Annotated in this window: 10 protein-coding genes; 9 read left to right on the forward strand and 1 reads right to left on the reverse strand. The window is 63.7% G+C overall.

The annotated features are described in order from the left end of the window. Positions 1 to 47: 47 nt before the first annotated feature. Positions 48 to 1,367, forward strand: coding sequence for an alginate export family protein (locus tag ACYP2A_RS27105; RefSeq protein ID WP_459749008.1), 1,320 nt, complete (start codon positions 48 to 50; stop codon positions 1,365 to 1,367). Positions 1,368 to 1,736: 369 nt separating this feature from the next. On the opposite strand, the gene ACYP2A_RS27110 is transcribed toward ACYP2A_RS27105, so the two are convergent. After that, a complete protein-coding gene (locus ACYP2A_RS27110) occupies positions 1,737 to 6,590 on the reverse strand; it encodes an NAD-glutamate dehydrogenase (protein WP_459749009.1) in 4,854 nt (1,617 codons plus the stop codon). A gap of 491 nt (positions 6,591 to 7,081) precedes the next feature. On the opposite strand from ACYP2A_RS27110, the gene ACYP2A_RS27115 reads away from it, so the two are divergent. The 8 genes from ACYP2A_RS27115 to ACYP2A_RS27150 all read left to right on the forward strand — a co-directional run bounded on the left by ACYP2A_RS27115 (position 7,082) and on the right by ACYP2A_RS27150 (position 15,227). Further along, the gene (locus ACYP2A_RS27115) at positions 7,082 to 7,441 is read left to right on the forward strand and encodes a hypothetical protein (protein ID WP_459749010.1); all 360 of its coding nucleotides are present in this window, start codon (positions 7,082 to 7,084) and stop codon (positions 7,439 to 7,441) included. Positions 7,442 to 7,483: 42 nt separating this feature from the next. Then, positions 7,484 to 8,242, forward strand: coding sequence for an amidohydrolase family protein (locus tag ACYP2A_RS27120; RefSeq protein ID WP_459749011.1), 759 nt, complete (start codon positions 7,484 to 7,486; stop codon positions 8,240 to 8,242). Positions 8,243 to 8,385: 143 nt separating this feature from the next. Continuing rightward, positions 8,386 to 9,345, forward strand: coding sequence for an AAA family ATPase (locus ACYP2A_RS27125; protein ID WP_459749012.1), 960 nt, complete (start codon positions 8,386 to 8,388; stop codon positions 9,343 to 9,345). 4 nt (positions 9,346 to 9,349) lie between these two features. Beyond that, the gene (locus ACYP2A_RS27130) at positions 9,350 to 10,294 is read left to right on the forward strand and encodes a DUF58 domain-containing protein (RefSeq protein WP_459749823.1); all 945 of its coding nucleotides are present in this window, start codon (positions 9,350 to 9,352) and stop codon (positions 10,292 to 10,294) included. Next, entirely contained in the window at positions 10,291 to 10,785 is a 495-nt protein-coding gene (locus tag ACYP2A_RS27135; RefSeq protein ID WP_459749013.1) for a DUF4381 domain-containing protein, read from the forward strand. Before ACYP2A_RS27130 ends, ACYP2A_RS27135 begins: the two co-directional genes overlap by 4 nt. Beyond that, on the forward strand, positions 10,778 to 11,854 hold the full coding sequence (locus tag ACYP2A_RS27140) for a vWA domain-containing protein (protein WP_459749014.1): 1,077 nt from the start codon (positions 10,778 to 10,780) through the stop codon (positions 11,852 to 11,854). Before ACYP2A_RS27135 ends, ACYP2A_RS27140 begins: the two co-directional genes overlap by 8 nt. Continuing rightward, the gene (locus tag ACYP2A_RS27145) at positions 11,851 to 13,575 is read left to right on the forward strand and encodes a VWA domain-containing protein (RefSeq protein WP_459749015.1); all 1,725 of its coding nucleotides are present in this window, start codon (positions 11,851 to 11,853) and stop codon (positions 13,573 to 13,575) included. Before ACYP2A_RS27140 ends, ACYP2A_RS27145 begins: the two co-directional genes overlap by 4 nt. Then, positions 13,572 to 15,227 carry a BatD family protein gene (locus ACYP2A_RS27150; protein WP_459749016.1) on the forward strand — a complete coding sequence of 552 codons (1,656 nt, stop codon included), beginning with the start codon at positions 13,572 to 13,574 and terminating at the stop codon, positions 15,225 to 15,227. Before ACYP2A_RS27145 ends, ACYP2A_RS27150 begins: the two co-directional genes overlap by 4 nt. The last annotated feature ends 11 nt before the right edge of the window (positions 15,228 to 15,238 follow it).

Genomic DNA, 15,238 nt, shown 5'->3' on the forward strand with positions numbered 1-15,238 from the left:
AACTGTCATGGCAGTCATTACAGACCACCTTGAAGGGGGCAACACCCATGGAGCGCTTTACCCGACGCAACACGCTGATCGGCCTTGGCCTGGCCGGCTTGATCAGTACCAGCAGCGCGCAGGCCATCGAGCTGTACAGCGACGAAGACACAACACTGACCGGCAACTTTCTCGCCGTGTACGGGCATTTCAACAGCCGCAAGAACTACGACGGCACCGCCGGCGGTTCGACCTGGCGCGAAGGCTTCATCAAGTACGGGCTGAGCGGTACCCAGGGCATCGGCCCCTTCGGCAGCCTGTACGGCACCGCCAACCTGGTCAGCTCCGCCACCTGGGGCGACGGCGATGCGGCCGGTTATACCAACGGCAGCGAGCGCACGACCAAATTCGACGAAGCCTTCGTCGGCTGGAAATCCGGCGATCTGTTTCCTGTATTGGGCAAGGACGGCGTCGACCTGTCGTGGGGCCGGCAGATTATTACCCTGGGTGACGGCTTTATCATCAACGACGACGGCATCAACCTTGGCAACGGCCTGGCCGATGGCGACCTGAACCGTGGTGGCGCCTACTATCTGGCGGCCCGGCATGCCTTCGACAAGACCGCCGTGTTGCGTCTGGGTGGCAAGGAAGGCCTGCACGGCAGCGTGCTGTGGTTCGAATCCGATAACCGCGCTCAGGCCAATACCGAAATGGCCGCTGCGACCCTGGAATACACCGCCGCCCCCGGCACGCTGGGCCTGACCTGGATTCATGGCCTGGATGTCGATGAGCGTTATGCCAGCGATTTTCAGCGCCAGCGCGACGGCATGAACATCTACAGCCTGCGTGGCGCCGGCAATGCCGGCATCGACAACGCGCATTTCTCGTTCGAGTACGCCCGGCAGAACAAGGACGCCGGCAACGAAAACGCCTGGTACCTGGAAGGCGGCTACACCTTTGCCAACCTGCCATGGAGCCCGGACCTGACCTACCGCTACAGCCGCTACTCCGAAGGCTGGGACTCGATGTTCAACGGCCAGAGCCGTGGCTTCGGTACCTGGTTCCAGGGTGAAGTCACCGCCAACTATGCTGGCCCGTTCAACAGCAATACCGGCATTCACCATGTCGGCCTCAAGGTCAAACCGCTGGAAAACCTGACCCTGGGCGCGCTGTTCTTCAACTACAAGACGGTGGATACCGGCGAAGCGCTGAACCTGGACGGCCGCGAGCTGGACGTGTACGCCGAATGGGCAGTCAACGACCACCTGATCATCACCCCGCTGGTCGGCCTGTACAAACCGCGCAAGGACCAGGACACCGGCGGCAACCAGTCCGGCGGCAACGGCAGCAACCTGTACAGCCAGGTGATCGTGGCCGTGCCGTTTTAAATACCGGGTGACTCACAGGCCCTAATGATAGGAGGGGCTTTAGCCGCGAACGAGTGCAAAGCGCTCGAAAAAATCTGCGAAACGTTGAAACTCTACGACTGCTATCGCAGCCGATCGCGGCTTAAGCCGCTCCTACGGGATAATGCCGATCAGTTAAGCTTCGGCACGGACTTGTAGGAGGCTGCGGGCGGCGATCCGTCTCTGCTGGCGATTGCTGCGGCACAGACGCCGCAGATGTGACGATTTTACTGGCCTCATCGCCAGCAGAGCTGCCTCCTACGGGAGAGCGTTCAATATTCGAAAGCGCGCACAACAAAAAACCCCGCCTCTCTCAAGGCGGGGTTTTTCGTTTACAGCCCGTTCAACCCATTACACCGGGTTGGTCTGGGCGCTCATGGCCAGGTCCAGCAGTTCACGGTTGGCCACCGCATACATCGCGTAATCGGTGCCGCTGGCCGCACGCAGTTCGACCAGCATCGCGCGCCAGCGCTCGACCATCGCCGCATGCTGTTCCAGCCACAGGGCCAGACGCTCTTCCACATCCGCCGGACCATCGGCCATTTGCAGCACGGAAATGGTGATTGCCCGTTGCTGCCAGTCGATATCGTCGCGGAACGCTTCGCGGGCCAGGGCTTGCCAGTTGTTTTCTACCGGCAGGCTGCTGATCTGTTGCAGGTACCAGGTGATTTCCAGGGCACTGCCCACCGCAAAGTAGGTCTTGGCCACGTCAGCGGCGTTCTGCCCGGTGACGTCGGAAGCCTCGATGATCGGCAGCAGGGTGTACAGGTGCGTGGTACCGGCCACCATGCGCGCCAGCAGTTCCGGCACGCCGGATTCCACGTACGCCTCGTAGCGTTCCTGCCAGACCGCACGGGTGCGACCTTCGAGCAGGCCATCGAGTTTCAGGCCCAGTGCTGCGATGTGCGGACCGAAGTGCGCGACATCACGCGCCGCATCCAGCTCATTGCGACGGCTGCGCAGGAACCAGCGGGTTGCCCGACGGCCCAGACGCATCAGTTCGTCCATCAAGGCCAGTTGAATCTCGGCCGGCACCTTGTAGTCCAGTGCTTCGATCTGACGGAACCAGTGCGGCAGGTGGAAGATGTCACGCACGATCACATAGGCACCGGCCACGGCGGCGGCGCTCATGCCGGTGGACTCCTTCAGACGCTGCACGAAGGTGATGCCCATGTGGTTGACCAGATCGTTGGCGATCTGGGTGCTGACGATTTCGCGCTTCAGGCGGTGATTACGCATGGCAACCGAGAAATTCGCCGCCAGCGACGACGGGAACGCGGTTTCCATGTCACGCGCCAGATAATCGTCATCCGGCACGCGCGATTCGAGCAGCGCCTCTTTGAGGTCGATCTTGCTGTACGAGATCAGTACCGACAGCTCGGCACGGGTCAGGCCGTGGCCGGCCGCAACGCGCTCGGCGATCTGCTCTTCGGACGGCAGGAATTCGATGACCCGGTCCAGCTTGCCGCGCAACTCAAGGTCGCTCATCAGGCGCTTGTATTCGGCAATGCGGTCGTAGGCACGACGCGCCGCCAGCGACAAGGCCTGGGTCTGCTTGTAGTTGTTGCCCAGCACCAGATGGCCAACATCGTCGGTCATGCTCTCGAGCAACTGGTTACGCTGCTTCTGGGTCATGTCGCCGGCCTGAACCACTTCGTTGATCAGGATCTTGATGTTCACTTCGTGGTCGGAACAGTCCACACCACCGGCGTTGTCGATGAAGTCGGTGTTGGTCGCACCGCCGTGCAGGCCAAACTCGACACGGCCCAGCTGGGTCATGCCGAGGTTGCCGCCCTCGCCCACCACCTTGCAGCGCAGCTCGTCACCGTTGACACGCAGGGCGTCGTTGGCCTTGTCGCCGACATCGGCGTGGCTTTCTTCGCTGGACTTGACGTAGGTACCGATACCGCCGTTCCACAACAGGTCCACCGGCGCCTTGAGCAAGGCGTGCAGCAGTTCGGTCGGTGGCAGCTTGTCGGCCTTGATGTCAAAGCGCTCTTTCATCTGCTCGCTGATCGCAATGCTCTTGGCACTGCGCGGGAAGATGCCACCACCGGCCGAGATCAGGCTGGCGTCGTAGTCGGTCCAGGCCGAGCGCGGCAGGTCGAACAGGCGCTGGCGCTCGGCAAAGCTGCTGGCCGGCTCCGGGTTCGGGTCGATGAAGATGTGCAGGTGGTTGAACGCCGCCACCAGCTTGAGCTTGTCGGACATCAACAGGCCGTTGCCGAACACGTCGCCGGCCATGTCGCCGATGCCGATCACAGTGATGCTGTCTTGCTGGACATTGATGTCACGCTCACGGAAGTGGCGCTGCACACCGACCCACGCGCCCTTGGCGGTGATGCCCATCTTCTTGTGGTCGTAACCGGCCGAACCGCCCGAGGCAAAGGCGTCGCCCAGCCAGAAGCCGTAGTCGATGGCAATGCCGTTGGCGATGTCGGAGAAGGTCGCGGTGCCTTTGTCGGCTGCCACCACCAGGTACGGGTCATCGTCATCGTGACGTACGACGTTGGCCGGCGGCACCAGCACGCCTTCCTTGAGGTTGTCGGTGATGTCCAGCAACCCGGAGATAAAGATGCGATAGCAGGCGATGGCCTCGGCCTGAACCTCGTCGCGACCGCCGCTGGTCGGCAGGCGGCGCGGCACGAAGCCGCCCTTGGCGCCGACCGGCACGATCACCGAGTTCTTGACCTGCTGGGCCTTGACCAGACCCAGCACCTCGGTGCGGAAGTCTTCTTCGCGGTCCGACCAGCGCAGGCCGCCACGGGCGACGTTGCCGAAGCGCAGGTGTACGCCTTCAACACGCGGCGAATAAACGAAGATCTCGAACTTGGGCACCGGTTTGGGCAGTTCGGGAATCAGGCGCGGGTTGAACTTGAAGCTGAAGTAGCCCTTGTTCTGGCCGTTGGCGTCAGTCTGGTAGAAGTTGGTGCGCAGGGTCGCCTTGATCAGGTCAAGGTAGCGACGCAGGATGCGGTCTTCGTTGAGCACCTGAACATCGTCCAGGGCGGTCAGAATCGCCTGCTCCAGACGCAGTTGCTTGTCGTCCAGATCATCGGCACCCAGCTTGCGCGCCAGATAGAAGCGGGTCTTGAACAACCGGGTCAGCTCGCGGGCGATCTCGGTATGGTTGTTCAGGGTGCTGGCAATGTAACCAAGGTCGAAGCCCAGGCGGATCTGCTTGAGGTAGCGCGCATAAGCACGCAGCAACGCCACATCGCGCCATGGCAGGCCGGCGGTCAGTACCAGGCGGTTGAAGGCATCGTTCTCGGCATCGCCGCGCACGATGTGCACGAAGGCGTCCTGCAACACGTCGTTGAGCTGCTGGATGTCGAGGTTCAGACCTTCGGCGGTGAAGGCAAAGTCATGAATCCAGAACTCGCGGCCATTGACATGGCGCAGGCGGTACGGGAACTCGCCGAGCACACGCAGGCCGAGGTTTTCCAGAATCGGCAGCACGTCCGACAGCGCCAGCGGGGTGTCGGCGTGGTACAGCTTGCAGTGCAGTTGCTGGCGGCTGCCCGACAGCGGCTGGTAGAAGCTCATCACCAGCGGATTGCTTTCCGAGAGGCTTTGCACGTGCTGCATATCGACCACCGCCGAGTGCGCCGCAAAGCGCTCGCGGTAGCCGGCCGGGAAGCCCTTGGGGAAATCTTCGAGCACGTTGGTGCCGTTGGCTTCGCCGAAGCTTTCGATGACCAGGCTGGCGTAGTCGTCCTTCCACGAGCGGCAGGCCTGGATCACTTCGTTTTCCAGTTGCAGCGGGTCGATTTCCAGGGTGACCTTGGGGTCGACGCGCAGGATCAACTGCACACGGGCCAGCACCGACTCGGAGAAGAAGGTCCAGAACTCGCAGTCGCTGGCCTTGAGGCGGTCCATCAGCACCTGCTGAATCTTTTGCCGCACTTCGGTGGAATACACATCGCGCGGCACATAGGCCAGGCAGTAGCAGAAGCGGCCGTACGGGTCTTTGCGCAGGAACACGCGAATCTTGTTGCGCTCCTGGATCTGCACGATCGACATCACGGTGCCGAACAGTTCGTCCACCGGGGTCTGGAACAGATCGTCGCGGGGCAGCACTTCCAGCACCTGCGCCAGTTCCTTGCCCAGGTGCGCCTTGGAGTCGAAGCCGGAACGGCGTTCGATTTCGGCGACCTTGCGGCGAATGTAAGGAATCTGGTGCACGCTCTGGCCATACACCCGCGAGGTGTACAGGCCCATGAAGCGGCATTCCTTGACCACGGCACCGGTGGCATCGATCAGGCGGATCGACACATAGTCAGGGTAAGCCGGGCGGTGCACACGGCTTGGCAGGGCGGCCTTGGTGAACGACAGCAAGGTCGGTTGCTGCAGGTAGTTCACCGCGTAATCTTCGATGTGCAGCTCTTCCGTGCTCAAGCCCACGCGCAGCAGTTTGGTCAGGCCCAGGAAGGACGACGGATCGTATTCGATCTGGCCACCGTCGGCCTCGCCACGCACCTGAAACTCTTCATAACCCAGGAAGGTGAAATGGTTGTCGAGCAACCATTGCAGGAACACCTTGACCTCGGACTTCTCTTCGCCGTCGATGCTGTATTCGCTGTTGTCGATGGCCGCCAGCACATCGTTGACCCGCGCCTTCATGGCCTCGAAATCTTCGACTACCACGCGCACTTCGCCCAGCACCTGCTCCAGCTCGCGGGCCAGGGTGTTGAGTTCGCCGGCATTGGAGCAACGGTCGATTTCCAGGTACATCAGCGACTCTTGCTGCACGTCATCGCCGGTGGTGCCCTTGGGCAGCAACTCCAGCAGCTCGCCCTGCGGCCCGCGACGCACGCTGAGCACTGTGGTTTGCAGGGTGTGGATGCTGTAGCTGCGACGGTTCAGCTCGGTACGCACCGAGTCGACCAGGAATGGCAGGTCGTGGTGCAGCACTTCGATCACGGTGTGGGTCGATTGCCAGCCGTGACGTTCGTAATCGGGGTTGTAGACGCGGACTTGAGGGGTTTGGTGTTCGAAGCGTTCCAGCAGCCGCCAGGCCGACAATGTGCAACCTGCCAGGTCGGAAAGTCGACGCTGGGTCAGTTCGTCCAGGGAAATGATGCCGAAGAATTGTTCGGCGAACAGCGCCACTTGTGGCAGTGCCTGTTCACTGATGTGCTGAGCCAGGGCCGCTTGCAGTTGATGCTGGAAGTCGGCCTTGCTGGCTGCGGTGAAGAACGCCATCGATGATACTCCGCTTTGCTTTTATAGAGGGAGGCTTGGAGCAGGTGTCACGATCAATCGGGCAGGACATGATCGAGTGTAGAGCCAAACGGACGATGCCTCTGGTATCGGGCTCGTCGCTTGTGAATTCCGAGAAGTACGTCAGAAAAAGCGACGATTCGGTGTCGCGAATGCACACACCGTTCGTCGCCTTTCAGCTTAACGATAGCGGTCCCTGCAGGGCGTACAGGGCTGCGACATATTCGGTCATCGTGAAGCAGACTGTGCTTTTCGGGACTCGTCCGTTGGCGCTGCGGGTTACTTGGCGACGGGGTTGTATAGATTGGATGTTGTGAATCAGTGAGATAGGTTCCGACCCGAAGAGGGCCGGAACCCATCTTAAAGACTGCCACAGAAACCCAGACACCTCAGCCCCAGCAATCGCACTACAGCAAAGTTCACGAAGGACTGGCAAAATCACGCCTTTGCCAGCCAGCTCAGGAAATGCCCCCATGCTTATCAATACCCCCTGCCTGATCGCCAACCCGTGCGACGACGAATACGACGACATGGCCCTGCTCTGCTGCCACAGCGAAAACGGCGACCTGTTCTCCCTGAGCCGCTTCCCCGATGAAAACGAAGTCGAAGTCAGCCTGGGCGATGAAAAGAGCGTGACTGTGACCTCCTTGAAGGTGACTTTCAGCGCCGAACGCCTGCTGGTCGAACTCGATGCCGCCGACGCCGCCAGCCTGGGCGGCGATCAGCAGTATGAGATTCGTCACACCAGCGATGCTCAGGACGCTCGGGAAGCCGACGCAACGTTGCGAATCATTCTCGACAATGTCGGTACATATGTCAGCGAGATCGCCTGAGTCAGAGGAGTAAAGTCAGGCACCCTTTTTCTGGAGCCCGCCATGACCGCCCCCCGCTTCGACGCTCACTGCCATATTTTCAACCCGCGCTTCCGGCTCAAGACCCACCTTGAGTCGCCGCCCGAGCCGTTCACCATTCAAGACTACCGCGACTGCACCGTGCCGCTGGGTTTCAGCGGCGGTGTGGTGGTGTCCAGCGCCCTGCAGGGCTTTCAACAAGGCCACCTGCTGGACTCGTTGCGCTGGCTGGGGTCCGGTTTTGTCGGGGTGACACAAGTCTCGCCGATGGTCACCCATGCCGAACTCGACACCCTCAACGGCTTCGGCATCCGTGGCCTGCGCCTGACGCTGAGGCGCGGCGGCGCATTGCTGCCCGAGCAGGTGCTGGGCATCGCCCGGCGCGTGCACCACCATATCGGCTGGCACACTGAACTGGCCGTCGATGCCCGCGAACTCGCCGAACTGGAAGACACCCTGCTGCAATTGCCATCGGTAAGCCTGGACCCCAGGGTACTGAACCGGCTCGCCCTGCCCGGCCTGCTGCGTCTGGCCGAACGCGGCGTGCGTATCAAGGTCTGCGCACCCGGACGCTTCAATCCAGGCATGGCCATGATGCTCAGGGACATCCACGACGCCAATCCCAATGCGCTGATGTTCGGCAGCGGCGCGCCCCTGATCTGCGGGCAACGCGGCATTACGACCCAGGATATCGACATCCTGTTCGACACCCTGGGCGCTGCCGGCGCCCAGCGGGTGCTGTGGCACAACGCTTTTAGCTTCTATCGCCTGCAAACCACATAAAAAACCCCGCAGCCATTAGTGGTTCCAGCCCCGGATGCATTAAAGTATCGCCCCCGGTACAGGGTCTGAACCCAGGTCGATGCGCCGCCCCTCCCTGACCGCTATCCGACATAACGGCACACGCCTGCCAGGAACCATCACCGATGGAACATCGTGAAGCGCTGAATGCGCTGCGAACCTTTCTTTCTACCCAGATTCTTGGCCAGGAAAAGCTGGTCGAGCGCCTGCTGATTGCCCTGCTCGCCGATGGCCACATGCTGGTCGAAGGCGCGCCGGGGCTGGCCAAGACCAAGGCCATCAAGGAACTGGCCGAGGGTATCGAAGCCCAGTTCCATCGCATTCAGTTCACCCCGGACCTGCTGCCCGCCGACATCACCGGCACCGAGATCTATCGCCCGGAAACCGGCAGCTTCGTGTTCCAGCAGGGGCCGATCTTCCATAACCTGGTGCTGGCCGACGAAATCAACCGGGCCCCGGCCAAGGTGCAGTCGGCGCTGCTCGAAGCCATGGCCGAACGCCAGGTCAGCGTGGGGCGCAGCACCTACGACCTGTCGCCGCTGTTTCTGGTCATGGCCACACAGAACCCCATCGAGCAGGAAGGCACCTACCCGCTGCCCGAAGCCCAGCTCGACCGCTTTCTGATGCACGTAAAAATGGGCTTCCCGGACGCGGCGGTAGAACGCAAGATTCTCCAGCAGGCGCGTGGCGAGGCCCTGAATGGCGAAACCAAGCCTGAAAGACGGGTCAGCCAGCAAGCGATCTTCGCCGCACGCAAAGAAATTCTCGGCCTGTACATGGCCGATGCGGTCGAGGAATACCTGGTGCAACTGGTGATGGCGACCCGCACGCCGGCCAAGTTCGACCCGGAACTGGCCGAGTGGATCGCCTATGGCGCCAGCCCCCGTGGCTCGATTGCGCTGGACCGCTGCTCGCGGGCACATGCGTGGCTGGCCGGGCGCGACTTCGTCAGCCCCGAAGACATTCAGGCGGTGCTGTTCGATGTGCTGCGCCACCGGATCATTCTGTCTTTCGAGGCAGAAGCGGCCGGCATCGACCAGGACCGGGTGACCCAGCGCATTCTCGATGTCGTCGCCGTTGCCTGACGCCATGCAACCGGATCTGATTTCCCAGCCGGGCATCCGCGTCAGCCTGCGTGAGCTGATCGAAATGCGCCATCGCGTGCGCGAGGTGCAATTGTTCTCCACGCCCACCCGACGCAGCCCGCTGATCGGCCTGCACCACTCCAAGCTGCGCGGACGCGGGGTGGATTTCGATCAGGTGCGCGTGTACCAGGCCGGCGACGATGTGCGCAACATCGACTGGCGGGTTACCGCACGCACCCAAGAGCCGCACACCAAGCTGTTTCATGAAGAGCGCGAGCGGCCGATCTTTCTGCTGGTCGAGCAAAGCCGTCGTTTGTTCTTTGGCTCGGGGCTGACCTTCAAGTCGGTGCTCGCCGCTCAGGCAGCGGCGCTGATCGGCTGGGCGGCGCTGGAGCATAACGACCGGGTCGGCGGGCTGGTGTTCGGCGACCGCGAGCACTACGAAATCAAGCCACGGCGCAGCAAGCAAAGCCTGTTGCAACTGCTCAACCGGCTGGTGCGCGTCAACCAGTCGCTGCACACCGAGATCGCCGCCGACCGCGACGCCTTTGGCACGGCCCTGCGCCGTGCCCGCGAGGTGCTGCGCCCCGGCAGTCTGGTGATCGTGTTGTGCGACGAGCGCGCCCTGAGCGATGCCGCCGAACAGCAATTGAGCCTGTTGTCGCGCCACTGCGATCTGCTGTTGCTGCCGCTGTCCGACCCGCTGGACCGCGCCCTGCCCGCTGCCGGCCTGCTACGCTTTGCCGAGCGCGGCGCCAGCCTTGAGCTCGATACCCTCGACAGCGAGATGCGCAAGAATTACCGCACCCAGGGCATTGAGCGCTGCGCTCGCTGGGAACGGCTGGCCAAGAAACTGCGCGTGCTGTTGATGCCGCTGAGTACCCAGACCGAACTGGTCGAACAACTGCGTGAGTTCCTCAACCCCCAGCGTCCGGGCAAACAACCATGAACCCGCTGGACCAACTGCAACCGCTGATCGCCCCCGCGCCCATCAGCGCCTGGCCGCCGGCTCCGGGCTGGTGGCTGCTGGCCGTGTTGCTGCCGCTGGCAGGCGTTGGCCTGTGGCGCCTGCGCCGGTTGCTACGGGTCAAGGCGCCGCTGTCGCGGGCCGAACAACCGCTCGACCCGCTGCGCGTGGCGGCCCTGGTCGAACTGGCCAGCCTGCCCAAGCCCTACGATGGCGCGCCGGCCGGGGCCTGGCTGCAACAGATCAACGCGCTGCTCAAGCGCTTGTGCCGCAACCAATACCCTTATAGCCAGAGCCACACCCTGAACGGGCGCAAGTGGCTGGCGTTTCTCGACAACCGCTGCCCCGCCGCCGGCCTGACGCGCTGGATGGTGCTGGTCGAAGGCGCTTACAAACCCGAATGCAAGCTCGACGACAAGGCCATCAGCGGCCTGACCCAGGCCGTCGACACCTGGATTCGCAAGCATGTTTGAATTTGCCTGGCCGTGGATCTTCGCCCTGTTGCCCTTGCCGTGGGTGATGCGCTGGCTGCTGCCGGCCGCCGACAACGGTGAGGCGGCGCTCAAGGTCAGCTTTCTCAATGAACTCGAAGGCCTGAGCGGCCGGCGTGCCAAGGCCAACCTGCCGGTCTGGCGCCAGGGCGCGCCGCTACTGGTGATCTGGCTATTGCTGCTGGGGGCCAGCGCCCGCCCGCAGTGGCTGGGCGAGCCGTTGCCGATCGCCGCCAGCGGCCGCGACCTGCTGGTGGCGGTGGATGTGTCGGGTTCGATGGACTACCCCGACATGCAATGGCAAGACGAGGATGTCACCCGTCTGGCGCTGGTCCAGCAACTGCTGGGCGACTTTCTCGAAGGCCGCGAAGGTGACCGGGTCGGCCTGATCCTGTTCGGCAGCCAGGCCTTTGTGCAAGCGCCGCTGACCTTCGACCGGCATACCGTGCGGGTCTGGCTGGACGAGGCGCGCATCGGCATTGCCGGCAAGAACACCGCCATCGGCGATGCCATCGGCCTGGCCCTCAAGCGCTTGCGCCTGCGCCCGGCCGAAAGCCGGGTGCTGGTGCTGGTCACCGACGGCGCCAACAACGGCGGGCAGATCGACCCGGTGACTGCCGCACGGCTGGCTGCCGAGGAAGGCGTGCGCATCTACCCCATCGGCATCGGCGCCGACCCCGACAGCACCGGTGTGCAAAGCCTGCTGGGCCTGAACCCGAGCCTGGACCTGGACGAGCCGACCCTCAAGCGCATCGCCCAGCTCAGCGGCGGCCAGTATTTCCGCGCCCGGGATGGCGATCAGTTGCAGAGCATCCGCGCCACGCTGGACGCCATGGAGCCGGTCGCGCAACAACCGACCCAGGCCCGCCCCGCTCACGCACTCTACCCCTGGCCGCTGGCATTGGCGCTATTGCTGAGCATGGTGTGGGTAATCGTCGAACTATGGCCCAACAATGCCTTGCAACGCCTGCACGCCTGGGCCCGCCAGCGGCTGGTCGCGCACCTGCAACGCGTGCGGCAACGCCTTGAACAGCTACGGAGCCCGAAATGATCAGCCTTTGGCCGCACTGGTTGCGCCCCGCCTGGCTAATGGTCGTGCCGTTGCTGGTCTGGCTGTTGTACAAGCTGTGGCACCGGCAAAAACGCGCCGGCCGCTGGCAGATGATTCTGCCGCCCGCCTTTCATCACGCCTTGCTCGGTGGCGGCCGGGGCCGCGACAGCAAAATCCACTGGGTAGTGCTCGGCATTGCCTGGCTGTTGGCGGTACTGGCGCTGGTCGGTCCGAGCTGGCAGCGCCTGGAGCAAATGGGTCAGAAACCCATCGACCCACTGGTGGTGGTGCTTGAACTGACCCCGCAGATGCTCGCCAGCGACACCCCGCCCAACCGTCTGGAACTGGCCAAGCGCAAGCTGCGCGACCTGCTGGCCACGCGCAGCGATGCGCAGACCGCCATCGTGGTTTACGCCGGCAGCGCGCATACACTGGTGCCGCTGTCCGACGATCTGGCCACCAGCCATAACCTGCTCGAAACCATCAAGCCTGCGATCATGCCGCTGGCCGGCCAGCGTGCCGACCTGGCCATCGTCAAGGCGCTGGCCCTGCTGCATCAGGCTGACGTCGGTCAGGGCCGTATCCTGCTGATTGGCACCTCGCTCAGCGATCAGGAGCGCCAGGGCATTCGCGCAGCGCTGGCAGGCCAGTCCACGCCGCTGCTGATGCTGGGCATGGGCAGCAGCGACGGCGCACCGGTCAGCCTGGACAACGGCGGACTGCTGCGCGACGAACACGGCGCCATTTTGCTCTCGCGCCTGGACAGCGCCAGCCTCGATGACTTCGTCACCTCCATGGACGGCCGTTATCAACCGGCACGCGGCGACCTGCAAGACCTGCACACCCTGGGCCTGCTCGACAACCCGCAGCGTGTGCTCAACGATGGTCGACGCTTGCGCCTCGACACCTGGGCCGATCAGGGTTACTGGCTGCTGTTGCCGTTATTGCTGCTGGCCGCCACCGCCATGCGCCGCGGCTGGCTGTTTGGCCTGGCCTTGTTGTGCGTGCTGCCGCGTGAAAGCCTGGCCTTCGAATGGCGCGACCTGTGGCAGCGCCCCGACCAGCAAGGCCAGCGCCTGCTGGAACGTCATCGCCCGTCCGAGGCGGCAAAACGCTTCGATGATGTGCAATGGCAGGGCATGGCCCTGTTCGCTGCGGGCGACTACGCCGGCGCCGCCCAGCGTTTCGCTGCCGGCGACAGTGCCGCCGACCATTACAATCGTGGTACCGCCCTGGCCCTGAGCGGCGAACTCGACGCCGCGCTGGACGCCTTCGAACTGGCGCTGGAGCGCCAGCCGGACTTTCCGGCGGCGCAGATCAACCGGCTGCTGGTGCAACAGGCCCGCGATGAGGCGCAGGCGGCCGCCGAACCAGCGCCCGATGAGCCGTCGCCTGAAGAAGACAGCGAGCCGCCCCCACAAACCGACAACGCCGCCCAGGATGCGCCACCGGCCGACGGCCAGAGCGACGCGCAACCCGGCGAGCCGGCCGAGAGCAACAGCACGCCCGGCGACGCTGACAGCGACCCGGTCAGCGGTACACCGATCTCGGACGACGCCGACAACACCACCCGCCCACCGCTGCAAACCGGCGACGCGCCCATCGACGGCGAGCGGCGCCAGGCGCTGGAACACTGGCTGCGGCAGATCCCGGATGACCCCGGCGAGCTGCTGCGACGCAAATTTCGCTATGAACAGCAGCATCAGGAAAAGAGTCCATGATCCGCGCTTTTGCCTTGTTCACTGGCCTGCTACTGGGACTGCTCGTGCTACCGGTCCACGCAGCGGAGTTGACCGCCCAGGTCGACCGCACGCGCCTGAGCGCGGGCGAAACCGTGGAGCTGACCCTCGAAACCAGCGACGTCACCCAGTTCGGCAAACCCGACCTGAGCGTACTGGACGCCGATTTCGAGGTGCGCGACACCCGTCAGGTCAACCGTCTGACCACGCTGGACGGCGCCAGCCAGGCCAACACCCGCTGGCTGATCACCCTGCTGCCACGCCAGACCGGCAGCGTACAGATTCCACCGTTGACTCTGGGCGAACTGAGCAGCCAGCCGATCACCCTGCAAGTGTTGCCCAGCGACACACAAGAGCCGGCCAACGAGCTGGCGCCGGTGTTCATCGAGGCCAGCCTGGACCACGACAGCGTCTATGTGCAGGCCCAGGCCGTACTGACCCTGCGCATTTATCATTCGGTGTCGCTGTTCGACGACAGCAGCCTCAGCCCGCTGCAACTGCCAGAAGCGCGCATCGAAAAGCTCGGCGAATCACGTACCTATGAAAAGCTGATCAACGGCATTCGCCACGGAGTCATCGAAACCCGCTACGCCATTTACCCGCAGCGCAGCGGCACTTTGCAGATTCCGGCACTGGTGTTCAGCGCCACCCAGGTACAAACCGCCTCAAGCGTCGGCCCCGGCCAGCAACAGGCGCCCAATCCGTACGGCCCACAACCGGGCAAGGCGTTGCAGGTCAGCTCGGCCGAAATCAACCTGACCGTCAAACCCGCGCCTCAGGAATGGCCCGCGCACCTGCCCTGGTTGCCGGCCCGCAGCGTGACGCTGGAAGAAAACTGGAACCCCGACACCATCAACACGCAAGTAGGCGACTCGCTGACCCGCACCCTGAGCCTCAAGGTCGAAGGCTTGTCTGCCGCGCAACTGCCACCGTTACAAAACCCGGACCTGCCGGGCCTGCGCCGTTACCCGGACCAGCCACAACTGAGCAACGAGGCGCACGAGCGCGGGCTGATCGGCCGGCGTCAGGAAAGCGAAGCCCTGGTGCCCAACCGCGCCGGTGCCATGGAGCTGCCGAGCATCGAAGTGACCTGGTGGAACACCCAGCAAGAACACATCGAGCACACCAGCGTGCCGGCCCGCACCCTGCAAGTCACCAGCAATCCGGGGCTGGCCATCGACACCCCGGTGGGCAGCGAACACAGCAACCTGGCGCCGTGGCTGTGGGTCTGGCAACTGAGCACGTTGTTTTTCGCCTGCACCACCTTGCTGGGAGCGATTTTCTGGTGGCGCGCACGCGGTCAACCGGCCGTGGCGCGCAGCGCGCAAAGCGGCCCCAGCCCGCGTACGGTGCTGGACGACCTCAAGCGCGCCTGCCAGGCCAACGACCCGCAAGCCACCCGCCAGGCCCTCGACGCCTGGGCGCGCCAGCAACCGGAAACCCTGGCCGACATGGCCGCGCGCTTCGTGCCGCTGTCCGATGCCCTGGATGGCCTGAACGGCGCGCTGTACAGCGAAACCGGGCAGTTCTGGCTGGGCGAAGACCTGTGGCGCGCGATTCGCACCCTGCCGGCCAGCGAACGTGTGCAGCAAGACAGCGGCGAAGCGGGGTTGCCGCCGCTGTATCCGAAATAACCAAGGCCACA

It is taken from the genome of Pseudomonas sp. 3A(2025), from assembly GCF_054589175.1.